This window comes from Burkholderia sp. SRS-25, from assembly GCF_004343765.1.
GTDB lineage: Bacteria > Pseudomonadota > Gammaproteobacteria > Burkholderiales > Burkholderiaceae > Burkholderia > Burkholderia contaminans.
In genome coordinates this window covers 1-22,133 of record NZ_PTXM01000027.1, presented here as the reverse complement: position 1 = coordinate 22,133, position 22,133 = coordinate 1, and the positions used below count along the sequence as shown (strand labels likewise).

The window sequence follows — 22,133 nt, the reverse complement described above, 5'->3', positions numbered from 1 at the left end:
CGACTGGTCGCGGAATCGAAAACGCCACGGACTTTCGTCCGTGGCGTTTTCTTTTGCGTAGTCGATTCGTGCGGCGCGAAGACGGTTGGGGTGACGATGCGCGTATCGGATTCCGGTGCCGCTTATTGCGCCGGACCAACCATCCTGCCTGGCCAGCCGGCATCCCGCGCCGCGCCCGCGGGCGCCCGCTTTCACGCGCCATGACCGCCTGTTCCGCCGTTCGACCGTCCAGCTGTCCGCTTTGTCCGAACGCCCAGCTGTCCGACCGATCATCGCGCAGCTTCCCGCTCCCGCAAAGCAAAACGCCACGGCATGCCGTGGCGTTTTTCGTTACCGCTTGGTGCCGTCGTCCGGCGCGCGGCGATCGGTGGTGTCAGTGATGCACGTCAGCGGGCCGCCCGTCGAAGTCGTGTCCCGCGCGCCGAATCTCGCAGCGTGCGTCCTTTTCGCCTTTCACGCCGTTGAACACGATGTTCAGGATCACGGCCGTCGCCGATGCCAGCAGGATGCCGCTATGCAGGATCGGGGCGAGCGCGGGCGGCAGCTTCGAGAAGAAGTGCGGCGACACGACCGGCACGAGGCCCATGCCGACGCTCACGGCGACGATGAACAGGTTGTGCGAGTTGTTCACGAAGTCGACCTTCGACAGCACCTTGATGCCGTTCGCCGCCACCATCCCGAACATCACGATGCCCGCGCCGCCGAGCACGAACGGCGGCACCGATGCGACGACCTGCGCCATCTTCGGGAACAGGCCGAGCAGCACGAGGATCACGCCGCCGGTGGCGCACACGAAGCGGCTCTTCACGCCCGTCACGCCGATCAGGCCGACGTTCTGCGAGAACGACGTATGCGGGAACGAGTTGAAGATGCCGCCGATCAGCGTGCCGAGGCCGTCGACGCGCAGGCCGCGCACCAGGCGCTCCTGGTTGACCGGGCGATCGACCATGTCACCGACCGCGAGGAACATGCCGGTCGATTCGATGAACGTGACGAACATCACCGTGACCATCGTCACGATCGACAGCGGGTCGAAGTGCGGCAGGCCGAAGTGGAACGGCATCACGAAGCCGACCCACGGTGCGTGCGCGACGCCGTCGGTATTCACGCGGCCGATCGCGAAGGCGATCGCGAAGCCGGCGACGATGCCGAGCAGCACCGAGATGTTCGCGACGAAGCCGCGGCCGTACTTGTTGATCAGCAGGATCAGCGTGAGCACGAGCAGCGACAGGCCGAGATAGACGGGGCTGCCGTATTCGGGGTTGCCGACGCCGCCGGCCGCCCAGTTGATGCCCACTTCCATCAGCGACAGCCCGATCACGGCGATCACCGTGCCGACCACCACCGGCGGGAAGAACCGCAACAGCTTGCCGATCATCGGCGCCAGCACGATACCGATGATGCCGGCCGCGATGGTCGAGCCGAAGATGTCGAGGATGCCGAGGCCGGGGTTGGTGCCGATCGCGATCATCGGGCCGACTGCCGCGAACGTGCAGCCCATGATGACGGGCAGGCGGATCCCGAAGATCCACAGGCCGAGCGTCTGGATCAGCGTGGCGATGCCGCACGAAAACAGATCGGCGCTGATCAGGAACGCGATCTGGTCTTTCGGCAGCTTGAGCGCGGCGCCGACGATAAGCGGCACGGCGACAGCGCCGGCGTACATGACGAGGACGTGCTGCAGGCCAAGCGTTACCAGCTTGCCGGTCGGCAGCACCTCATCGCACGGATGGACCGTGTTCGATTGCATCTGTCTCACTCCATGATCTTGTTTTCGGGGTGATACGAAATTATTCGGAATGAATCCATGCAACAAGAGTGCTGGGTTCTATTCCGTTCTTTGCTGGTTCGATATGCCATTTCGGCATGGAACAGGGTGTCGATCATCGGGAAACAGCCGCAGGAGTGAGGTTCCCCGGTTTTATAGCCCTTCAAAATAGCGCTGGCCCCCGTGTCAAATATAGGCCGCTTTATGGTGTGTATCGGGCGGGCGGCATAGTGGCAAAAAGTGCCTGGGGAAAATCGCGCCGGGTTAACCCGCGAACGGCCGCTTTTGCCCGCAAGGCGCAGCCGGATGGAACCCGGCCGGCGACCGCGTTTTCGACCTGCCGTGACGACGGCAAAAAATGGGGCGCGCATCGCGATCCCGTTATCATCGAGATCCGTTCATTCGAATTCGTCCTCACGTCATGCGCCTGCTCGGAATCGACCTCGGCACCGGCTCCGTCAAACTCGTCACGCTCGATGCCGACGGCGTCGAGCGGGCGGTCGCGAGCGAACCTTATGCGCTGTCGTCGCCGCAGCCTGGCTGGGCGGAGATCGCACCGGACGCGTGGTGGCAGGCGCTCGTGCGCGCGGCCGCGCGGCTGCCGGCCGACGAGCGTGCGCAGGTGGCGGCGATCGGGTTCTCGGGGCAGATGCACGGCGTCGTGCTGATCGACGTGGCGGGGCAGCCGGTGCGTCCCGCGCTGCTGTGGCCCGACACGCGCGCGGTGCGCGAAGCGGACGCGGCCGATTGGCCCGCCGCGGGTTCGCCTGCCGCACCGAACCCCATCGCGCCGGGCATGGCCGGCCCGCTGTTGCGCTGGCTGGCCACACACGAAACCGAAGTGCTGCACGCCGCGCGCTGGGCCGTGCAGCCGAAGGACTGGTTGCGCATCGCGCTGGGCGGCGACGTCGCGGCCGATCCGAGCGACGCGTGCGCGACCGCGCTCGCGACACCCGACGGTGAATGGGACCTCGCATTGATCGACGCACTCGGCTTGCCGGCCGACCGGTTCGCGCCGGTCGTTCCGTCGGCCGCGCGCTGCGGCACGCTCGGCGCGCAGGCCGCCGCGGCGCTCGGCCTGCCGGCCGGCGTGCCGCTGGCGACAGGCGCAGCCGACACCGCATGCGCGGCGCTCGGCAGCGGGCTCGCCGCCGCCGGCGACGCGCTGCTGACGACGGGCAGCGGCGGCCAGATCGTCGTGCTCGCGGATGCGCTGCCGCCCGCGCGACGCGGGCTGCATCGCTATCGCGCGGCGACCGGCGGCGGCTATTACACGATGGCCGCGATGCAGAACGTCGGGCTCGCGCTCGAAGCCGTGCGCGGCTGGCTCGGCTACGCGCAGTGGGCCGATGCGTATGACGAAGCGTTCGCCCACGCGGCGTCGGAGCGCCTGTGCTTCCTGCCGTACCTGACGGGCGAGCGTTCGCCGTGGATGAACCCCGACGCGCGCGGCGGCTGGCTCGGCCTCGGGCTCGGCGACACGCGCGGCGCGATGATGCGTGCCGCGTTCGAAGGTGTCGCGTTCGCGTTGCGCGCCGGGCTCGATGCGATTCGCGACGCCGATCGCGGCGATCCGGTCGCGATGCTGCGTCTCGCGGGCGGCGGGTCGGTCGATCCGCGCTGGCGCCAGCTGCTCGCCGACGTGCTGGGTGCGTCGCTCCACGCGATCGACTGCCCGAACGCCGCGACGCGCGGCGCCGCGCTGCTCGCGGGCGTCGCGATCGGGCACTGGCGGGAAGACGCGCTGCACGCGCTGGCGCCGGCCGCGTCGCCGGTTGCCGCGCCGCGCGACGATCGCTCGCTGGCCGCGCGCCACGCACGCTTCGTCGATCTGTATGCGCGAACGGATGCATGGTTCACGACGGGCGTTTAAACTCGGACACTTGTTCTTTTGCGCCAGCGATGACGCATCGTGGCAAGCCGGCGACCGTTTCCCGCACGCGATGCGCGGCCGGACCGGCCATCATGGCGAGCACGAGATTCTTTTGCCGTGCCGTGCGCGATGCCGCGCGGCACGGCTTCGACAGCTTTGCATGGAACCCGGTGCGAAGCATGAGGCCGGCATGGGTGCTCGCGCACCCGCGCCGGCCGACATGAGCGCTGACGCGCCGACCCGGGCCGACCTCACACACAGACAGGAGTCACACGATGAAGACGAAAGCAGCGATTGCATGGAAGGCGGGCGCGCCGCTGACGATCGAGGAAGTCGATCTGGAAGGGCCGCGCGCAGGTGAAGTGCTGATCGAGGTGAAGGCGACGGGTATCTGCCACACCGATTACTACACGCTGTCGGGCGCAGATCCGGAAGGGATCTTCCCGGCGATCCTCGGCCATGAAGGCGCGGGCGTCGTGGTCGACGTCGGCCCCGGCGTCGGCACCGTGCGCAAGGGCGATCATGTGATCCCGCTCTACACGCCCGAATGCCGCGAGTGCAAGTTCTGCCTGTCGCGCAAGACCAACCTGTGCCAGAAGATCCGCGCGACGCAGGGCAAGGGCCTGATGCCCGACGCGACGTCGCGCTTCTCGCTCGACGGCAAGCCGCTGTTCCACTACATGGGTACGTCGACGTTCTCGAACTACATCGTCGTGCCGGAGATCGCGGTGGCGAAGGTGCGCGAGGACGCGCCGTTCGACAAGATCTGCTACATCGGCTGCGGCGTGACGACGGGCGTCGGCGCGGTCGTGTACTCGGCGAAGGTCGAGGCCGGCGCGAACGTCGTCGTGTTCGGCCTCGGCGGCATCGGCCTGAACGTGATCCAGGGCGCGAAGATGGTCGGCGCGGACAAGATCATCGGCGTCGACATCAATCCGAAGCGCGTCGAGCTCGCGAAGAAGTTCGGGATGACGCACTTCATCAACCCGAACGAAGTCGAGAACGTGGTCGACCACATCGTGCAGCTCACCGACGGCGGCGCCGACTACTCGTTCGAGTGCGTCGGCAACGTGAAGCTGATGCGCCAGGCGCTGGAGTGCACGCACAAGGGCTGGGGCCAGTCGTTCATCATCGGCGTGGCGGCAGCGGGCGAGGAAATCAGCACGCGCCCGTTCCAGCTGGTCACGGGCCGCGAGTGGAAGGGTTCGGCATTCGGCGGCGCGCGCGGCCGCACCGACGTGCCGAAGATCGTCGACTGGTACATGGAAGGCAAGATCAACATCGACGACCTGATCACGCACACGCTGCCGCTCGAGCGGATCAACGAAGGCTTCGACCTGATGAAGGCCGGCGAGTCGATCCGCTCGGTCGTGCTGTACTGACCGGGAGCATACCGCGATGCTCGAACTCGTTTCCTCGCATGCGTGCCACGGCGGCGAGCAGCGTTTCTACCGTCACGATTCGGCGGCCATCGGCCTGCCGATGAAGTTCTCGGTGTACCTGCCGCCGCAGGCTGCGCACGGCCGCGTGCCGGCGCTGTTCTATCTCGCGGGGCTCACGTGCACCGACGAGACGTTCGCGATCAAGGCCGGCGCGCAGCAATACGCGGCGCAGCACGGCATCGCGCTCGTGATGCCCGACACGAGCCCGCGCGGCGCGGGCGTGCCGGGCGAGACCGACGCGTGGGACTTCGGCGTCGGCGCGGGGTTCTACGTCGATGCGACCGAAGCGCCGTGGTCGACGCATTACCGGATGGAGTCGTACGTGACGGGCGAGCTGCGTACGCTCGTCGCGGCCGAACTGCCGATCGACGGCACGCGGCTCGGGATCTTCGGACACTCGATGGGCGGGCACGGCGCGCTGACGCTCGCGTTGCGCCATCCGGGCCTGTACCGGTCGGTGTCGGCGTTCGCGCCGATTGCCGCGCCGACGCGCTGCCCGTGGGGCGAGAAGGCGTTCTCGGGTTATCTGGGCGCCGATCGTGAAGCATGGAAGGCACACGACGCGAGTGAACTCGTCGCGCGCGCCGATGCGCCGAAGTTCGCGGACGGCATCCTCGTCGATCAGGGCCTCGCCGACCAGTTCCTCGCGAACCAGCTGAACCCCGACGTGTTCGAAGCCGCGTGCGCGAAGGCCGGCCAGCCGCTGACGCTGCGCCGCCATCCGGGCTACGACCACGGGTACTACTTCATCTCGACGTTCATCGCCGATCACCTCGCGCATCACGCGCGCGTGCTCGCACGATGACGAGGAAGGGAAGCCGGTCACGCACACGGCGGTACACCGCGCACCGCACGATCGCGGGCGCATGAAAAAACGCCGGCGCTGCCCTCGGGCACGCCGGCGTTTTTCATTTCCTTCGGGTGGTGCTCAGTGGCGTCGCAACAGGCTCGCGCCGTACACGAGCGCCGACAGTGCGGTGATCCAGAAGCTCGTCGGCCAGTCGGTGTGATACGCGAGCACGATGCCGAGCCACGCTTCGAACAACGCGAACAGCGCGGCGAGCAGCACGCCGGTCGACAGCCGCGTCGTCACGTTCTGCGCGGCGGCGGCCGGGCCGACCAGCAGCGTGAACACCAGCAGCACGCCGACGATCTGCGTCGCCGCGGCCACCGCGAGCGCGCACACCGCGAGGAACAGCATCGACACCGTGCGCAGCGACACGCCCTTGGCTTCGGCCAGTTCGGGCTGCAGCGACGCGAACAGCAGCGGCCGCGCGATCAGCGCGAGCGCGAGCAGGCTCACCGCGCCGATGCCGGCGAGCACCGCGAGCGTGTCGTGGCTCACCGCGAGCACGTTGCCGAACAGCAGCGCGGTGACCTGCGTCGCGAACGACGTGTAGAAATGCAGGAACAGCAGGCCGAAGCCGAGCGCGCCGGACAGGATCACGCCGATCGCGACATCGCGGCCTGCGAGCTTTTCGCCGAGCGCGCCCATCCCGATGCCGGCCGCGAGCGTGAAGCCGACCATCCCCCAGATCGGCGAGATGCCGAGCAGCACCGCGCCCGTCGCGCCGGTGAAGCCGACGTGCGACAGCGCATGGCCGGCGAAGGTCTGCCCGCGCAGCACCAGGAAGTAGCCGACGATGCCCGCGAGCACCGCGACGATCCCCGACGCCGCGAAGGCGTTGATCATGAAGTCGTATTCAAACATCGTGCGAAGGCCCGGGATGAGCGTGTCCGTGGTGGTGATGGCCGTGGCCGCCGCCACCGCCGTGCGGGTGGCCGTCGTCCTCGTGTTCGTGATCGTGCTTCTCGATCTCGACGTCGCCCGACATCACGAAGATCTTGCCGTTCACGCGCATCACGTCGATCGGCGAACCGTAGAGCCGCGACAGCACCGGCTTCGTGATCACCTCGTCGACGGTGCCGAGCGCGGCAACGCCGTTGCCGAGATACAGCACGCGATCGAGCGCGTTCAGCAGCGGATTCAGTTCGTGCGCGGAGAACAGCACGGTGATGCCGAGCTCGCGCTGCACGTTGCGCACGAGTTCGACGACGCCGCGCTGGTGATTCGGGTCGAGGCTGATCAGCGGCTCGTCGAGCAGCAGCAGCTTCGGGTTGCCGAGCAGGCATTGCGCGAGCAGCAGGCGCTGCCGCTCGCCGCCGGACAGTTCCGACAGCGGCCGGCGCGCGAGCGTCGGGCCGCCGACGAGGTCGAGCACGCGGTCGACGTCGCGGCGCGTCGCCGCGTTCGTGTGCGGCAGCCCCCAGCGGTGGCCGTCGGCGGCCATCGCGACGAAGTCGTAGCCGCGCATCCGGCGGTTCGCGAGGCCGCTGCGGATCTGCGGCATGTAGCCGATCGACGCGTTGCCGCGCACGACCGGCACGCCGCCCACGGACAGCGTGCCGGACGATACGGGCACGAGCCCGAGCACCGCGCGCATCAGCGTCGTCTTGCCCGCGCCGTTCGGCCCGAGCACGCCGACGAATTCGCCGGGTTCGATCGAGAAGCTGACATCGCGCAGGATCGTGCGTCCGCCCAGTTCGAGCGTGACGCGATCGACGGCGAGTGCGTGAGGAGTGGCGGTCATGTCATTACGGAGTGTTTATTTCTTGCCGGCGGCCAGCGCGGCCGACAGCGCGTCGAGCTGGCCGGCCATCCATTGCTGGAAGGTCTTGCCGGCCGGCTGCGTCTCGGTGACGCTGACGGTCGGCACGGCGCCGTCGCGCGCGATCTTCAGCATGCGCTTGGTCATCGGTTCTTCAGCCTGGCTGTTGTAGATCAGCACGCGCACCTGCTTCTTGCGCAGGTCGTTCTCGAACGCGGCGACATCCTGCGCGCTGGCCTCGGTGTCGTTCATCGTCGCGAGCTGGAAGCGCTGGTTGCGCATGTCGAGGCCGATCGCGTCGGACATGTAGCCGAACACGGGCTCGGTGGCCGTGACCGGCACGCCCTTGTACTGCGCGCGCAGCGCGGCGACCTTGTCGTCGACGGGCTTCAGCGAGGCCACGAACTTCTGCAGGTTCGCGTCGTATTCGGCCTTGTTCGCCGGGTCGGCGCGGCCGAGCTCGGCCGCGATCGCGCGCGCGGCGGCCGGCATCGTCGCCGGGTCGTACCACAGGTGCGGGTTGTCGCCGGCCTTCTTGCCGACCAGATCGGCGACGACGATCGTTGCGCGCTTCGCCTGCTTCGACGCGCCCAGCAGCTTGCTCATCCACGGATCGTAGTTGGCGCCGTTGTAGATCACGACCTGTGCGTGCTGGAGCGCGCGGGCGGTCTTCGGGCTCGCTTCGAACAGGTGCGGGTCCTGGTCCGGATTGCTGAGAATGCTCGTCACCGCGACGTGGCTGCCGCCGATTTGCGACGCGACGTCGCCGTAGAAATTCTCGGCGGCCACGACGTTGACGGTCGCGGCCTGTGCGAACGCGGGCGCCGCGAGCGACAGGGCGGCAACGGCGGCGGCGAGCCAGCGGACAGGCGACAACGCACGCCGCGGCGCGCGCTTCAGGGCAATGGACATGGAACTCCTCGTTGGAAGGGGCGGCGCGTGCGCCGCGCGAAACGCGTCAGCGTTGCGCGGGCTTGTGCTTGCAGTGCCCGCACAGGCCGCTCAGCTCGACGACCTGGTGGTGGACTTCGAAACCGTGCGCGGGCTCGCTCGCGGACAACTGCTTCGCGAGGTCGCCGCCGGGAATCTCGACGGTATCGCCGCACGAGTCGCAGATCAGGAACTGGCCTTCGTGCGGCACGCCGATCTCGCAGCACGCGAAGAACGCGTTCTTCGATTCGATCCGGTGGATGAAGCCGTGCTCGACGAGGAAATCCAGCGCGCGATAGACGGTCGTGGGCGGCACGCGGCCGCGCTGCGGCTCGAGCTCGGCGAGCAGGTCGTACGCGCCGATCGGGCGCTGCGCGGCCAGCACGCGTTCGTAGACCTGGCGGCGCAGCGGCGTCCACGCGAGCCCGTGCTCGGCGGCGAATGCGTCGGCCCGGGACAGCCGGGCGTCAATGGACGATGAGGTAGCCATGGCGTGAAGCAGGGCGATGAAACAAAGTACGGCGATGATATAACGTATCGCCGCGCCGTGCAGCGCGAATTCCCGTTTCCGTCCTCGCTCCGTCCCCTTCATCGTCGATCCGACCGCGTCGCACCGTGCGCGCAGCGCCTTGCCGGGCGTGCACGGCGGGCCGCCACGGTGCGCCGTTGTGCCGCAGCGCATCATAGAAAGCCGTCACGTCGCCTTGACAGCGCGAATCGCGTATCCGATCATTCGATCACTAACAGAGCAATTGATCGGTCTGCGAGCGTTCGCTCACCTCGCAGCCGTCGGCAAGCAGAACGAACCGGAGACAGCCAGTGAGACTGGAAGACAAGGTCGCGATCCTGACGGGCGCCGCAAGCGGCATCGGCGAGGCGGTCGCGCAACGCTATCTGGACGAGGGCGCACGCTGCGTGCTCGTCGACCTGAAGCCGGCAGGCGGCTCGCTTGCGCGGCTCATCGAGGCGAACCCCGGCCGTGCGGTGGCCGTCACCGCGGACGTCACGCGCCGCGACGACATCGAGCGCATCATCACCACGACGGTCGAGCGCTTCGGCGGCGTCGACATCCTGTTCAACAACGCGGCGCTGTTCGACATGCGCCCGATCCTCGACGAATCGTGGGACGTGTTCGACCGGCTGTTCGCGGTCAACGTGAAAGGGCTGTTCTTCCTGATGCAGGCCGTCGCGCAGCGGATGGTCGAGCAGGGGCGCGGCGGCAAGATCGTCAACATGTCGTCGCAGGCCGGGCGTCGTGGCGAGGCACTCGTTTCGCACTACTGTGCGACCAAGGCCGCGGTGATCAGCTATACGCAGTCGGCCGCGCTCGCGCTCGCGCCGCACCGGATCAACGTGAACGGCATCGCGCCGGGCGTCGTCGACACGCCGATGTGGGAGCAGGTCGATGCGCTGTTCGCGCGCTACGAGAACCGGCCGCTGGGTGAAAAGAAGCGGCTCGTCGGCGAAGCCGTGCCGCTCGGCCGCATGGGCGTGCCGGGCGACCTGACCGGCGCCGCGCTGTTCCTCGCGTCGTCCGACGCCGACTACATCACCGCCCAGACGCTGAACGTCGACGGCGGCAACTGGATGAGCTGAAGTGATGCCGCTCGCACGCGCCACCTGCCGGCCGGCCAGCGATGCAGCAGCGTCGCTGTACGTCGCGGCCGCCGTCGAACGAGGAGGGCAAGCCTGATGGCCGAGATCGTCGTTGCCGGCGAACTGCTCGCCGAATTCGTCGCCGCCGAGCGCGGCCAGGGTTTCGATACGCCGGGCCTGTTCGAGGGGCCGTTCCCGAGCGGCGCACCGGCGATCTTCGCCGACCAGGCCGCGCGGCTCGGCGCACGCGTCGCGTATGCGGGCTGCGTAGGCCGTGATGCATTCGGCGACGCGATCGTCGCGCGGCTCGAACGCGACGGCGTCGACGTCGCGCGCATCCGCCGCGTTGCGCGCCCGACCGGCACCGCGTTCGTCGCGTATCGCGACGACGGTTCGCGCAGCTTCGTGTTCACACTGTCCACCAGTGCAGCCGCGTGCGTCGATGCTTCCGATGTCGATACCGCGATGTTCGACGGCTGCCGCTACTTCCACGTGATGGGCTCGTCGCTGACGAGCGAGTCGGCGATCGCGGCCGTGCAGCGCGGCGTGATCGAGGCCGCGCGCGCCGGCGCGAAGGTGTCGTTCGATCCGAACGTGCGGCCCGAAATGCTGAGCTTTCGCCCGATGCGCGCGGCACTCGACGAGATGCTCGCCGCGTGCCACCTGTTCCTCCCGAGCGAAGCCGACCTGCCGTTCTTCTGCGGGCCGCAGCCGGCCGAGCGCGCGATCGCGGGCCTGCTCGCGACGCATCCGCTGCTCGAGCGCGTCGTGCTGAAACGCGGCGCGCAAGGCAGCGTCGCGTTCGATCGCGCGAACCGTGCGGAAGCGCCGGCGTTCCAGGTCGACGAAGTCGATCCGACCGGGGCGGGCGACTGTTTCGGCGGCACGCTGGTCGCGAGCCTCGTCGCGGGCGTGCCGATCGACGTCGCACTGCGCCGCGCGAACGCAGCCGGGGCGATCGCGGTCACGCGGCGCGGCCCGATGGAAGGCAACAGCAGCGCGGCCGAGATCGACCGTTTCCTGACCGAACGAGGTATCGCATGTCCGGCCTGACGACCGTTGCAGAACGTTCGCGCACCGCACATGCGGATGCCGTGCTGCGGATGATCTTCGACGCGAACCGCGCGGATGCGCAGCGCGGCATCTATTCGATCTGCAGCGCGCACCGGCTCGTGCTGGAAGCCGCATGCGAAGCGGCGCGCGCCGACGGTTCGCCGCTGCTGATCGAGGCGACCTGCAACCAGGTGAATCATCTCGGCGGCTACACGGGCATGACGCCCGCCGATTTCCGCCGCGACGTCGACGCGATCGCGCAGCGCTGCGGGCTTGCGCCGTCGGCGCTCGTGCTCGGCGGCGACCATCTCGGCCCGAACCCGTGGCGGCATCGCCGCGCGGCCGACGCGATGCGTGAAGCAGGCGTGATGGTCGCAGCGTACGTCGAAGCCGGCTTCGAAAAGATCCACCTCGATGCGAGCATGGCGTGCGCGGACGATCCGGTGCGGCTCGACGATCGCACGATCGCCGCGCGCGCGGCCGAGCTGTGTCGCGCGGCGGAAGACGCGGCAGCGCGTGCCGGCATTGCGCCCGTCTACGTGATCGGCACCGAGGTGCCGACGCCGGGCGGCGAAGTCAGCGGCAACGGCGACGCTGGCGATGCGGCGATCGCGCAGATCGCGGTCACGCGCAGCGACAGCATCGCGGCGACGCTCGATGCGCACCGTCATGCGTTCGCGGCGGCCGGGCTCGACGATGCGTGGGCACGCGTCGTCGCGATCGTCGCGCAGCCGGGTGTCGACTTCGACGATCGTCACGTGCTTGACTACGACAGCGCCAAGGCCGCGTCGCTCGGCGCGAGTATCCTGCAGACACCGCGCCTCGTGTTCGAAGCGCATTCGACCGACTACCAGACCGAGGGTGCACTCGCCGCGCTCGTGCGCGACCACTTCGCGGTGCTGAAGGTCGGCCCCGCGCTGACGTTCGCGTTGCGCGAGGCGCTGTTCGCGCTGACCTTCATCGAGGACGCGCTGATCGACGAGGTCGCGCAGCGCTCGCGGTTGCGCGACGTCGTCGACGCCGCGATGCGCGCGCAGCCCGAGCACTGGGCGCCGTACTACCGCGGCGACGAAACCGAGCAACGGCTCGCGCGCCAGTTCAGCTACAGCGACCGGATCCGCTACTACTGGCTGCAGCCGGCCGTCGCGGCCGCGGTCGAGCAACTGTTCGACAACCTCGCGCGGCAGCCGGTGCCGGAAACGCTCGTCGCGCAGTGGTTGCCGGACGTGTACGCGGCATGCCGCGCGGGCGGCCTTGCGAAAGAGCCGCGCGCCTGGGTGCGCCACCGGATACGCGACGTGATCGCGCACTATGCGCGCGCGTGCGGAATGCAGCGGCCGGCATGACGGGCCGCGAAGGAAACGCAGTACCGACGACACACTCGAACAAACACAGGAGACATGCCATGCAACGAAAGATGCTCGACGCCGCCTCACGCTGTTTCGCCGGAGCCGCGCTCGCGACGGCGGCCTGCGCCGCGTCCGCCGGCACGCTGACGATCGCGACGCTGAACAATCCCGACATGATCGAGCTGAAGAAGCTGTCGCCGGCCTTCGAGAAGGCGAACCCGGACATCAAGCTGAACTGGGTGATCCTCGAGGAGAACGTGCTGCGCCAGCGCGCGACGACCGACATCACGACCGGCAGCGGCCAGTTCGACGTGATGGCGATCGGCACCTACGAGACGCCGCAGTGGGGCAAGCGCGGCTGGCTCGCGCCGATGACGGGCCTGCCCGCCGACTACGACCTGAACGACATCGTGAAGACGGCGCGTGACAGCCTGTCGTACAACGGCCAGCTGTACGCGCTGCCGTTCTACGTCGAAAGCTCGATGACGTTCTACCGCAAGGACCTGTTCGCGGCGAAGGGGCTGAAGATGCCCGACCAGCCGACCTACGACCAGATCGCGGAATTCGCGGACAAGCTCACCGACAAGGCGAAGGGCACCTACGGGATCTGCCTGCGCGGCAAGGCCGGGTGGGGCGAGAACATGGCGTACGTGTCGACGGTCGTGAACACCTTCGGCGGGCGCTGGTTCGACGAGAACTGGAACGCGCAGTTGACGTCGCCCGAGTGGAAGAAGGCGATCAATTTCTACGTGAACCTGTTGAAGAAGAACGGCCCGCCGGGAGCGAGTTCGAACGGCTTCAACGAGAACCTGACGCTGACCGCGTCCGGCAAGTGCGCGATGTGGATCGACGCGACGGTCGCCGCCGGCATGCTCTACAACAAGCAGCAGTCGCAGGTGGCCGACAGGATCGGCTTCGCGGCCGCGCCGGTCGCCGCGACGCCGAAGGGTTCGCACTGGCTGTGGGCGTGGGCGCTGGCCGTACCGAAGACGTCGAAGCAGCAGGACGCCGCACGCAAGTTCATCGCGTGGGCGACGTCGAAGCAGTACATCGAGATGGTCGGCAAGGACGAAGGCTGGGCGTCGGTGCCGCCGGGCACGCGCACGTCGACCTATCAGCGCCCCGAGTACAAGGCCGCCGCGCCGTTCTCGGACTTCGTGCTGAAGGCGATCGAGACGGCCGATCCGAACGATCCGTCGCTGAAGAAGGTGCCGTACACGGGCGTGCAGTACGTCGGGATTCCTGAGTTCCAGTCGTTCGGCACGGTGGTCGGCCAGTCGATTGCCGGTGCGGTGGCGGGCCAGATGACGGTCGACCAGGCGCTCGCCGCCGGGCAGGCCGCGGCCGACCGAGCGGTGCGGCAGGCCGGCTACAAGAAGTAACGCGGCCCGCACCGTGCGCGGTCGCGCACGGTGCGCGTCGTCGAAGCTGACAGGCGGGCAGGCCTTCTCGCCCGCGCATCAACCGGAGGGACTCCGATCATGCGTCATCTGCGTCTTCCCCTGAGCCATGCTCATGCGCCGTCGGTCGGCGACGCGTCGTCGCCGCCGGGCGCGCCCCGCCGCGCGCGCGGCGGGGCGAGCTGGCTCGTCTCGCCGTCCGTCGCGGTGCTGCTGCTGTGGATGTCGATTCCGCTCGCGATGACGATCTGGTATTCGTTCTCGCGCTACAACCTGCTGAACCCGGACGTGAAGGGCTTCGCCGGGCTCGACAACTACCGCTTCCTCGCGACCGATCCGTCGTTCCTGCCCGCGATCTGGCACACGCTCGTGCTGATCGGTGCGGTGCTCGCGATCACGGTGATCGGCGGCGTGCTGATGTCCGTACTGTTCGACCGCAAGTTTTACGGGCAGGGCGTGGCACGCCTGCTCGCGATCGCGCCGTTCTTCGTGATGCCGACGGTGTCCGCGCTGATCTGGAAGAACATGATCCTGCACCCGGTGTACGGGCTCGTCGCGAACGCGATGCGCGCGCTCGGGATGACGCCGATCGACTGGTTCGCGGATTACCCGCTCACCGCCGTGATCATCATCGTCGCGTGGCAGTGGCTGCCGTTCGCGTTCCTGATTCTGTTCACCGCGATCCAGTCGCTCGACCAGGAGCAGAAGGAAGCCGCGCGCATCGACGGCGCGGGCCCCATCGCGATGTTCTTCTACATCACGTTGCCGCACCTGAAGCGAGCGATCGCCGTGGTCGTGATGATGGAGACGATCTTCCTGCTGTCGATCTTCGCGGAGATCTACACGACGACCGGCGGCGGCCCCGGCAACGCGACGACCAACCTGTCGTACCTGATCTACGCGCTCGGCCTGCAGCAGTTCGACGTCGGCCTCGCGTCCGCGGGCGGCATCATTGCCGTCGTGGTCGCGAACGTCGTGTCGTTCTTCCTCGTGCGGATGCTCGCGCGCAATCTGAAGGGGGAATACGAGAAATGAGCGACCTGACCTTCGCAGGCCGGCGCACGCCGGCTGCATTCGACCTCGTGCGGCGCGCGCTGCCCGGCACGCTCGCGTGGCTGATAGCGCTCTTGCTGTTCTTCCCGATCTTCTGGATGGCGATCACCGCGTTCAAGACCGAGCAGCAGGCGTATGCGTCGTCGCTGTTCTTCATCCCGACGCTCGACAGCTTCCGCGAGGTGTTCGCGCGCAGCAACTACTTCGCGTTCGCATGGAACTCGGTGCTGATCTCGGCGGGCGTCACGGTGATCTCGCTGCTGTTCGCGGTGCCGGCCGCGTACGCGATGGCTTTCTTCCCGAATCACCGCACGCAGAAGGTGCTGCTGTGGATGCTGTCGACGAAGATGATGCCGTCGGTCGGCGTGCTCGTGCCGATCTACCTGCTGTGGAAGAACGCGGGGCTGCTCGATACCGTGTCGGGCCTCGTGATCGTCTACACGCTGATCAACCTGCCGATCGCGGTGTGGATGACCTTCACGTACTTCAACGAGATCCCGAAGGACATCCTCGAAGCGGGTCGTATCGACGGTGCATCGACGTGGCAGGAGATCGTCTACCTGCTGCTGCCGATGGCGCTGCCGGGGCTCGCGTCCACCGCGCTGCTGCTCGTGATCCTGTCATGGAACGAGGCGTTCTGGAGCATCAACCTGTCGAGTTCGAACGCGGCGCCGCTGACCGTGTTCATCGCGTCGTACTCGAGCCCCGAGGGCCTGTTCTGGGCGAAGCTGTCCGCGGCGTCGCTGCTGGCGGTCGCGCCGATCCTGATCGTCGGCTGGCTGTCGCAGAAGCAGCTCGTGCGCGGGCTTACGTTCGGAGCCGTCAAATGACCGCGACGAATGTCCTGATCTGCGATTGCGACGGTGTACTGATCGACAGCGAGGCGGTGGCGGCCGACGTGCTCGTGCGCGAACTCGATGCCCGCTGGCCGGGCGCGGATTCCCGGCCGGCCGTGATGCCGCTGCTCGGGCTGCGCATCGAGCGTGTGCTGGCCGGCGTGAGCGACGCGCTCGGCCGCACGCTGTCGAACGACGACGTCGTCGAAATTCGCGCCGCGGTCGAGGCGGCGGCCGTCAATGCACCGATGGTCGACGGCATCGATGCGGCGCTGGCCGCGATTGAACTGACGACGGCCTGCGCGAGCAACAGCTACCGCGCGTACGTCGAGGCGGCGCTGACCCGCACGGGCCTCGCGCGCTTCTTCGGTAACCGGCTGTTCTGCGCGGACGCCGTCGCGCGGCCGAAGCCGGCGCCCGACGTGTATCTCGCGGCGGCGCGCTCGCTCGGCGTCGCGCCTGCACGGTGCCTCGTGGTCGAGGACAGCGTGACCGGCATCACCGCGGCCGCCGCGGCCGGCATGACCGTGCTTGGCTTCGTCGGCGGCGGGCATGCGTCGGCCGCGCAGATCGACGCGCTGCGCGGGATCGGCGCGCGTCACGTGTTCGACGACATGCACGAGCTGCCCGGCTACGTTGCGCGCTGGCAGGCGACCGGCGCGGTGCTGCCGAGCTAGCAACCACGAATGATTGCGCGCCGCGTTCGACGCGGCGCATCACGAACGAACGGAGACAGATCATGGCAAGCGTGCTCCTGCGCAACATCGCGAAGCGCTACGACGACACCGAAGTGCTGCGCAACGTGAACCTCGACATCGCCGACGGCGAATTCGTCGTGTTCGTCGGCCCGAGCGGCTGCGGCAAATCCACGCTGATGCGGATGATCGCCGGGCTCGAGGATATTTCGAGCGGCGACCTGATGATCGACGGCGCAAAGGTCAACGACGTGCCGAGCGCGAAGCGCGGCATCGCGATGGTGTTCCAGTCGTATGCGTTGTACCCGCACATGACGCTGTACGACAACATGGCGTTCGGCCTGAAGCTCGCGGGCGCGAAGAAGCCGGAGATCGACCAGGCCGTGAAGCAGGCCGCGAAGATCCTGCACATCGACCATCTGCTCGACCGCAAGCCGAAGCAGCTGTCGGGCGGCCAGCGGCAGCGCGTCGCGATCGGCCGCGCGATCACGCGCAAGCCGAAGGTGTTCCTGTTCGACGAGCCGCTGTCGAACCTCGACGCGGCGCTGCGCGTGAAGATGCGGCTGGAGTTCGCGCGGCTGCACGACGAGCTGAAGACGACGATGATCTACGTGACGCACGACCAGGTCGAGGCGATGACGCTTGCCGACAAGATCGTCGTGCTGTCGGGCGGCGCGGTGCAGCAGGTCGGTACGCCGAACGCGCTGTATCACGCGCCGGCGAACCAGTTCGTCGCGGGCTTCATCGGCTCGCCGAAGATGAACTTCCTGAAGGGCACCGTCGAATCGGTCGATGCGGGCGGCGTGCTCGTGCGTTTCGACAGCGGCGAGACGCAGCGCGTCGCGGTCGAAGCGGCGGGGCTGCAGCGTGGTGCGGCGGTGACGGTCGGCGTGCGGCCCGAGCATCTGAAAGTCGAAGCGGCGGCGACCGGCGTGGCCGCGAAGACGATGGCCGTCGAGTCGCTCGGCGATGCCGCGTATCTGTACGCGGAGTCGGCCGTCGCGCCGGACGGGCTGATCGCGCGGATTCCGCCGCTCGACACGTACCGCACCGGCGAGGCGCTGCACGTGCACGCGGACGCCGAGCACTGCCACCTGTTCGACGAGCACGGGCAGGCGTTCCGCCGGCTGAGCGCGCACGCGAAGGCGGCGTGACGCGTCGGCGCCTGCGACGGTCAGGCGCGCAGGGGTTCGGTCATCTAGTCGATGAATGCGCGCGGCCTGGGTGTCGGCGCGTGGCGTGCGCGCCGGCATGCGTTTCCGGCGCCGCACGCGGCCTGAGCATTCGACTGCCGCGCGCGATGCGCCGTGCGCGGCTTCGGCGTCAGGCCGCCTGCGCGGCGAGCGCGGCGCGTGCGCAGGTTTCGTCGGTGACGAGCCCCGACAGCCAGCCGCCGCGCAACGCGGCAATCACCGCGTCGTGTTTCTTCGGGCCGCCGGCGAATGCGATCGTCGGCAGCTTCGGCGGCGTGGCGAGCGCGACGCTCGTCACGCGCGCGCTCGTCGACACGGCGATCTGCGTGCCTCGCGCGTCGATCGGCACGCCGAGCAATTCGGCCACCGCGCCCAGCGCGGTCATCTCGTCGCGCTCCTGTTCGGTGATGAAGCCGTCCTCGTAGAGCGGGCAGTGCGGGCCGATGTTGCCGATCCCGACGAACGCAACGTCGGCCTTGCCCGACAGCGCCTCGACGATCCGGTACAGCCGGTGGTTGCACCACTGCGCGCGCTCGGCGTCGCTGTCGGCGAACAGCGGCGCGGGCAGCAGGAAGTGCTTGCTGCCGGTTTTCTCGGAGATGTACTGCGCGACGTCGTAGCGGTTCGACGAACCGTCGGCGGCGATTGCGCCGACCATCGACACGAGCCGGTGCTGCGGGCGGTCGATCTGCGCGATCTGCGCGACCGCGGCCTTCAGCGTCCGGCCGCTGCTGACCGCGATCACCATCGGCCGCGTTTCGTTCAGGTAGCGCTCCATCACCTGCGCGCCGGCGACCGCGAGCTTGCGGTCGATCGCGTCGGGTGCATCGGCATCGACGGGCACGACTTCGCACATCGCGAGGCCGTAGCGCTTCGACAGCTGCGCGCCGAGATCGAGACAGTCGGCAAGCCGGTGATCGACGCGCACGCGGATCAGGTTCTTCTCGACCGCGAACGCGACGAGGCGCTGCGCGACCGGGCGCGACACCTGCAGCTTTTCCGCGATTTCGTTCTGCGTGTCGCCCGCGACGTAGTAGAGCCACGCAGCGCGCGTGGCGAGATCGAGTTTTTCTGAGGACTTGGACACGATAGCGATTCGGTTCGGATCTGGGGGGGGCGCCCCGCGGGCCGCCCAGCGGGCCGGCCGGGGGCCCGCATGACGGCATCCACTGTACCGCATGTCGCGCACGCGGCCGACGGCCGCCACGCGTGACGTGCGGCGCTTACGCGAGCCGCGCGCGCGACGGTTCGTACAGCGGTTGCACGTGGCGGTACAGCGCGCGGAACGCGTCGAGACGTTCGCGCAGCCGCGCATGGCGCGCCGCATCCGGTGTGTATTCGGCTCGCACCGGGGGCTTCGCCAGCACCGCATGCGGATCGCCGCCGACGGCCAGCCAGCCGAGCCGTGCCGCGCCGAGCGCCGCACCGGTTTCACCGCCGCCGTGCTGGCGCGTGCGCACGTTCAGCGCATCGGCGATCAGCTGCGCCCAGAATGCGCTGCGCGCGCCGCCGCCGATCAGCGACAACTGGTCGGTTTCGACACCGGCCGCATGCAGTGCGTCGAGACCGTCGGCGAGGCCCAGCGTCACGCCTTCGAGCACCGCGTAGCCGAGGTGCGCGCGTTCGGTCGCATGCGTCATCCCGAAGAACACGCCCTGGGCGTATGGATCGTTGTGCGGCGTGCGCTCGCCGGACAGGTAGGGCAGGAACAGCGGCGCCGTCGCGAGCGCGTCGGCGTCGAGTGCTTCGACTTCGGCGAGCAGCGCGGGCTCGTCGGTGCCGGTCAGCTTGCAGACCCAGCGCAGGCAGCTCGCGGCCGACAGCACGACGCTCATCAATTGCCAGCGATCGGGAATCGCATGGCAGAACGCATGCACGGCCGACGCGGGGTTCGGCATGAAACGATCGCCGACCACGCTCAGCACGCCGGACGTGCCGAGCGACACGAAGCCGTCGCCTGCGTGGATCGCGCCGATGCCGAGCGCACTCGTCGCGTTGTCGCCGCCGCCGCCGGCCACCACGACGGCTTCCGACAGCCCGAGTTCGCGTGCGATGTCCGCGCGCAGCGTGCCGGATGGCGCGTTGCCTTCGACGATGCGGGGCATCTGGTCACGCGTCATCCGGCACGCGGCGAGCAGCGCATCGGACCAGTCGCGGCGCGCGACGTCGAGCCACAGCGTGCCGGCCGCGTCCGACGGATCGGACACCTTCGCGCCGGTCAGCCGGAACCGCAGGTAATCCTTCGGCATCAGCACGCAGGCGGTCGCCGCGAACACGTCGGGTTCGTGCTTCGCGACCCACAGCAGTTTCGGCGCGGTGAAGCCAGGCATCGCGAGATTGCCGGCCAGCGTGTGGAGATCGGGCGCGCGTTCGGTGAGCAGCGCGCATTCGTCGGCGCTGCGCATGTCGTTCCACAGGATCGCCGGGCGCAGGACGCGATCGTCGCGGCCGAGCAGCACGGCGCCGTGCATCTGGCCCGACAGGCCGATGCCGCGCACCTGCGCGAACGCGTCGCGGTGCCGCTCGCGCAGTGCGGCGAGCGCGGCGAGCGTGCCTTGCCACCAGTCGTCCGGATGCTGTTCGGCCCAGCGCGGATGCGGCCGCGACACGGTGAACGGCGAGCCGGCGGTGCCGACGACCGTGCCGTCCGGGGCGAGCAGCAGCACCTTCACTTCCGAGGTGCCGAGGTCGATGCCGAGATACATGAGCGATCCGTTCCGTCAGTGGGGAGTCGCTACTTTAGCCGCGCGGCCGCGCCCGTGCCAAGGCAGGTTCGCCCGGATGCGCGTCAGCGTGCCACGAGCCATGCGTCGACCCGCGCGAGCCCGGCGCGCAGCGCCTCGAACAGCGCCGCGTTGCCGGCGAGCGAGCCCCACAGCGCGCGGCTGGCGCAGAGCGCGACAACCGGGTCGTCGGCCTGGACGATCGCCCGTGCGGCGCTTTCGTCCATCACGCCGTCCTGGTACACGTACGGCAGCGCGCCGCGCGCCCAGCGTTCGAGAAAGCGCAGGAACAGCGCGGGCAGCACGGCGGTGGCGACCGGCGCCGCGCCGCGTGCGAACGATTCGGCGAGCGTCGGCGCGATGAAGCCGGGGATTTTCGAGAAGCCGTCGGCCGCGACGCGCTGGTTCGTGTCGAGCACGTACGGGTTGCCGAATCGCTCGAGCACCACGTCGCGGTAGCGCGCGAGATCGAGCGGGCTCGGCGTGAGGCACGGGATCACGTCCTGCGTCACGTAGTCGTGCGCGAAGCGGCGGATCGCCGCGTCGTGCGTCCCTTCGTGGATATATGTATGGCCCGCGAGCGTGCCGGCCCACGCGATGCAGCTGTGCGTCGCGTTGAGGATGCGGATCTTGGCTTCCTCGTACGGGTGCACGTCGTCGACGAGTTCGGCGCCGGCCAGCTCCCACTTCGGCCGGCCGGCCGCGAAGCGGTCCTCGATCACCCACTGGATGAACGATTCGCCCATCACCGGGCACGCGTCGTCGAAGCCGGTGGCGGCCAGCACGCGCTCGCGCACGTCGGCGGTCGGGCGCGGCGTGATGCGGTCGACCATCGCGCTCGGTGTGGCGACGTTCGCATCGAACCATGCGAGCAGCTCGAGCAGCCCGCGCCGCTCCAGGAATTCGCGCATCCCCGCGCGAAAGCGCGCGCCGTTGTTGCGCAGGTTGTCGCAGCTCTGCAGCGTGAGCGCGCCCGCGCCGCGCTTCACGCGTTCGGCGAGCAGCGCGGCGAGCGCGCCGTACAGCGTCGTGCGTGCGCCCTGCAGGTCGGCCGCGAGATCGGCGTTCGCGAGGTCGAGGCGGTTGTGTTCGTCGAGGTAGTAGCCGCCTTCGGTGACGGTGAACGACACGATCCGGCAGGCCGGATCGGCGCCGGCATCGATTAGCGCGGCGAGGTCGATCGACCACGGCAGCACGCGCGTGATCGCGCGGATCGTCTCGTACGCGCGCTCGCCTTGCGGCGTGACGGTTTCGAGCGTGTAGGCGCCGTGCTGCGCGGCGAGTGCGTCCATCGTCGCGTGCATGTCGTCGCGGATGTTGCCGACGGTCAGCGACCAGCGCTCGTCGGCCGGGACGGCCGCGTTCGCGCGATGCAGATACCACGCCTGGTGCGCGCGGTGAAACGAGCCCGCGCCGATGTGCAGCAGCACGGGCGTGCGGGCGGAGGGCGATTCGGTCATCCGGTGTCTCCTCTTCGTGCCTGACTGTCCTGTCGAATACGATCATTTGCTCTTTGTGTGAGCGAATGATCGTATTCGGGCGAGCGAAAGTCAAGGCGGGGAAACGGCATTTCGATGGTGCGCTGCGGCGGTGGCGTGCGGGTGGGGCGGGAG

General features: G+C 68.7%; 19 protein-coding genes. 11 read left to right on the top strand and 8 right to left on the bottom strand.

Annotated features, from left to right (window positions below; translation table 11 throughout):
• Positions 1-373 precede the first annotated feature (373 nt).
• Positions 374-1,750: a nucleobase:cation symporter-2 family protein gene (locus C5O79_RS32275; protein WP_039368422.1), complete on the bottom strand. Its 1,377-nt coding sequence runs from the start codon at positions 1,748-1,750 to the stop codon at positions 374-376.
• 439 nt (positions 1,751-2,189) lie between these two features.
• Between C5O79_RS32275 and C5O79_RS32270 the strand changes: the two genes are divergently transcribed.
• The 3 genes from C5O79_RS32270 (at position 2,190) to fghA (ending at position 5,888) form a co-directional block, all read left to right on the top strand.
• Complete coding sequence (locus C5O79_RS32270) at positions 2,190-3,641, top strand: FGGY family carbohydrate kinase (protein ID WP_122474290.1); 1,452 nt, start codon at positions 2,190-2,192, stop codon at positions 3,639-3,641.
• Between the two features lie 275 nt (positions 3,642-3,916).
• A complete protein-coding gene (locus tag C5O79_RS32260; protein WP_006483756.1) occupies positions 3,917-5,023 on the top strand; it encodes an S-(hydroxymethyl)glutathione dehydrogenase/class III alcohol dehydrogenase in 1,107 nt (368 codons plus the stop codon).
• Between the two features lie 16 nt (positions 5,024-5,039).
• A complete protein-coding gene (gene fghA, locus C5O79_RS32255; protein WP_047852162.1) occupies positions 5,040-5,888 on the top strand; it encodes an S-formylglutathione hydrolase in 849 nt (282 codons plus the stop codon).
• Positions 5,889-6,011: 123 nt separating this feature from the next.
• On the opposite strand, the gene C5O79_RS32250 is transcribed toward fghA, so the two are convergent.
• The 4 genes from C5O79_RS32250 to C5O79_RS32235 are packed head-to-tail and all read right to left on the bottom strand — an operon-like array spanning position 6,012 to position 9,112.
• Positions 6,012-6,794 carry a metal ABC transporter permease gene (locus tag C5O79_RS32250; protein WP_027789245.1) on the bottom strand — a complete coding sequence of 261 codons (783 nt, stop codon included), beginning with the start codon at positions 6,792-6,794 and terminating at the stop codon, positions 6,012-6,014.
• On the bottom strand, positions 6,787-7,674 hold the full coding sequence (locus C5O79_RS32245; RefSeq protein ID WP_047852161.1) for an ABC transporter ATP-binding protein: 888 nt from the start codon (positions 7,672-7,674) through the stop codon (positions 6,787-6,789). The genes C5O79_RS32250 and C5O79_RS32245 overlap by 8 nt, the downstream gene beginning before the upstream one ends.
• A gap of 15 nt (positions 7,675-7,689) precedes the next feature.
• Positions 7,690-8,604 (bottom strand): zinc ABC transporter substrate-binding protein, encoded by a 915-nt coding sequence (locus C5O79_RS32240; protein ID WP_047852160.1) that lies wholly within the window; start codon positions 8,602-8,604, stop codon positions 7,690-7,692.
• 46 nt (positions 8,605-8,650) lie between these two features.
• Positions 8,651-9,112, bottom strand: coding sequence for a Fur family transcriptional regulator (locus C5O79_RS32235; RefSeq protein ID WP_046546250.1), 462 nt, complete (start codon positions 9,110-9,112; stop codon positions 8,651-8,653).
• Between the two features lie 329 nt (positions 9,113-9,441).
• Here C5O79_RS32235 and C5O79_RS32230 point away from each other — a divergent pair, with 329 nt between their 5' ends.
• The 8 genes from C5O79_RS32230 (at position 9,442) to ugpC (ending at position 17,758) form a co-directional block, all read left to right on the top strand.
• Entirely contained in the window at positions 9,442-10,218 is a 777-nt protein-coding gene (locus tag C5O79_RS32230; RefSeq protein WP_046544529.1) for an L-iditol 2-dehydrogenase, read from the top strand.
• A gap of 96 nt (positions 10,219-10,314) precedes the next feature.
• Positions 10,315-11,271 (top strand): sugar kinase, encoded by a 957-nt coding sequence (locus tag C5O79_RS32225; protein ID WP_046544530.1) that lies wholly within the window; start codon positions 10,315-10,317, stop codon positions 11,269-11,271.
• Positions 11,259-12,617 carry a D-tagatose-bisphosphate aldolase, class II, non-catalytic subunit gene (locus tag C5O79_RS32220; protein ID WP_047852159.1) on the top strand — a complete coding sequence of 453 codons (1,359 nt, stop codon included), beginning with the start codon at positions 11,259-11,261 and terminating at the stop codon, positions 12,615-12,617. The genes C5O79_RS32225 and C5O79_RS32220 overlap by 13 nt, the downstream gene beginning before the upstream one ends.
• 59 nt (positions 12,618-12,676) lie before the next feature.
• Entirely contained in the window at positions 12,677-14,002 is a 1,326-nt protein-coding gene (locus C5O79_RS32215; protein ID WP_047852158.1) for a sugar ABC transporter substrate-binding protein, read from the top strand.
• 99 nt (positions 14,003-14,101) lie between these two features.
• Positions 14,102-15,055 carry a sugar ABC transporter permease gene (locus tag C5O79_RS32210; protein ID WP_046544533.1) on the top strand — a complete coding sequence of 318 codons (954 nt, stop codon included), beginning with the start codon at positions 14,102-14,104 and terminating at the stop codon, positions 15,053-15,055.
• On the top strand, positions 15,052-15,903 hold the full coding sequence (locus tag C5O79_RS32205) for a carbohydrate ABC transporter permease (protein ID WP_047852157.1): 852 nt from the start codon (positions 15,052-15,054) through the stop codon (positions 15,901-15,903). Before C5O79_RS32210 ends, C5O79_RS32205 begins: the two co-directional genes overlap by 4 nt.
• The gene (locus C5O79_RS32200; RefSeq protein ID WP_047852156.1) at positions 15,900-16,586 is read left to right on the top strand and encodes an HAD-IA family hydrolase; all 687 of its coding nucleotides are present in this window, start codon (positions 15,900-15,902) and stop codon (positions 16,584-16,586) included. The genes C5O79_RS32205 and C5O79_RS32200 overlap by 4 nt, the downstream gene beginning before the upstream one ends.
• Before the next feature lie 62 nt (positions 16,587-16,648).
• Positions 16,649-17,758 (top strand): sn-glycerol-3-phosphate ABC transporter ATP-binding protein UgpC, encoded by a 1,110-nt coding sequence (gene ugpC, locus C5O79_RS32195; protein ID WP_122474289.1) that lies wholly within the window; start codon positions 16,649-16,651, stop codon positions 17,756-17,758.
• A gap of 169 nt (positions 17,759-17,927) precedes the next feature.
• Here the strand turns inward: ugpC and C5O79_RS32190 are convergent, their stop codons facing one another.
• The 3 genes from C5O79_RS32190 to dalD all read right to left on the bottom strand — a co-directional run bounded on the left by C5O79_RS32190 (position 17,928) and on the right by dalD (position 21,980).
• Positions 17,928-18,884, bottom strand: a complete 957-nt coding sequence (locus tag C5O79_RS32190) for a sugar-binding transcriptional regulator (RefSeq protein ID WP_046544537.1) — start codon at positions 18,882-18,884, stop codon at positions 17,928-17,930.
• A gap of 136 nt (positions 18,885-19,020) precedes the next feature.
• On the bottom strand, positions 19,021-20,502 hold the full coding sequence (xylB, locus tag C5O79_RS32185) for a xylulokinase (protein WP_122474288.1): 1,482 nt from the start codon (positions 20,500-20,502) through the stop codon (positions 19,021-19,023).
• An 83-nt stretch (positions 20,503-20,585) separates the two neighbouring features.
• On the bottom strand, positions 20,586-21,980 hold the full coding sequence (gene dalD / locus C5O79_RS32180; protein WP_047852153.1) for a D-arabinitol 4-dehydrogenase: 1,395 nt from the start codon (positions 21,978-21,980) through the stop codon (positions 20,586-20,588).
• Between the last annotated feature and the right edge of the window lie 153 nt (positions 21,981-22,133).

Bases quoted from the DNA above. Each gene is read 5' to 3' on its own strand.
- C5O79_RS32225 (WP_046544530.1), top strand. From the start codon at position 10,315: ATGGCCGAGATCGTCGTTGCCGGCGAACTGCTCGCCGAATTCGTCGCC.
- C5O79_RS32210 (WP_046544533.1), top strand. From the start codon at position 14,102: ATGCGTCATCTGCGTCTTCCCCTGAGCCATGCTCATGCGCCGTCGGTC.
- C5O79_RS32220 (WP_047852159.1), top strand. From the start codon at position 11,259: ATGTCCGGCCTGACGACCGTTGCAGAACGTTCGCGCACCGCACATGCG.
- C5O79_RS32215 (WP_047852158.1), top strand. From the start codon at position 12,677: ATGCAACGAAAGATGCTCGACGCCGCCTCACGCTGTTTCGCCGGAGCC.
- C5O79_RS32270 (WP_122474290.1), top strand. From the start codon at position 2,190: ATGCGCCTGCTCGGAATCGACCTCGGCACCGGCTCCGTCAAACTCGTC.
- C5O79_RS32250 (WP_027789245.1), bottom strand. From the start codon at position 6,794: ATGTTTGAATACGACTTCATGATCAACGCCTTCGCGGCGTCGGGGATC.
- xylB (WP_122474288.1), bottom strand. From the start codon at position 20,502: ATGTATCTCGGCATCGACCTCGGCACCTCGGAAGTGAAGGTGCTGCTG.
- C5O79_RS32275 (WP_039368422.1), bottom strand. From the start codon at position 1,750: ATGCAATCGAACACGGTCCATCCGTGCGATGAGGTGCTGCCGACCGGC.
- C5O79_RS32240 (WP_047852160.1), bottom strand. From the start codon at position 8,604: ATGTCCATTGCCCTGAAGCGCGCGCCGCGGCGTGCGTTGTCGCCTGTC.
- C5O79_RS32205 (WP_047852157.1), top strand. From the start codon at position 15,052: ATGAGCGACCTGACCTTCGCAGGCCGGCGCACGCCGGCTGCATTCGAC.
- C5O79_RS32245 (WP_047852161.1), bottom strand. From the start codon at position 7,674: ATGACCGCCACTCCTCACGCACTCGCCGTCGATCGCGTCACGCTCGAA.
- dalD (WP_047852153.1), bottom strand. From the start codon at position 21,980: ATGACCGAATCGCCCTCCGCCCGCACGCCCGTGCTGCTGCACATCGGC.
- fghA (WP_047852162.1), top strand. From the start codon at position 5,040: ATGCTCGAACTCGTTTCCTCGCATGCGTGCCACGGCGGCGAGCAGCGT.
- ugpC (WP_122474289.1), top strand. From the start codon at position 16,649: ATGGCAAGCGTGCTCCTGCGCAACATCGCGAAGCGCTACGACGACACC.
- C5O79_RS32260 (WP_006483756.1), top strand. From the start codon at position 3,917: ATGAAGACGAAAGCAGCGATTGCATGGAAGGCGGGCGCGCCGCTGACG.
- C5O79_RS32235 (WP_046546250.1), bottom strand. From the start codon at position 9,112: ATGGCTACCTCATCGTCCATTGACGCCCGGCTGTCCCGGGCCGACGCA.
- C5O79_RS32200 (WP_047852156.1), top strand. From the start codon at position 15,900: ATGACCGCGACGAATGTCCTGATCTGCGATTGCGACGGTGTACTGATC.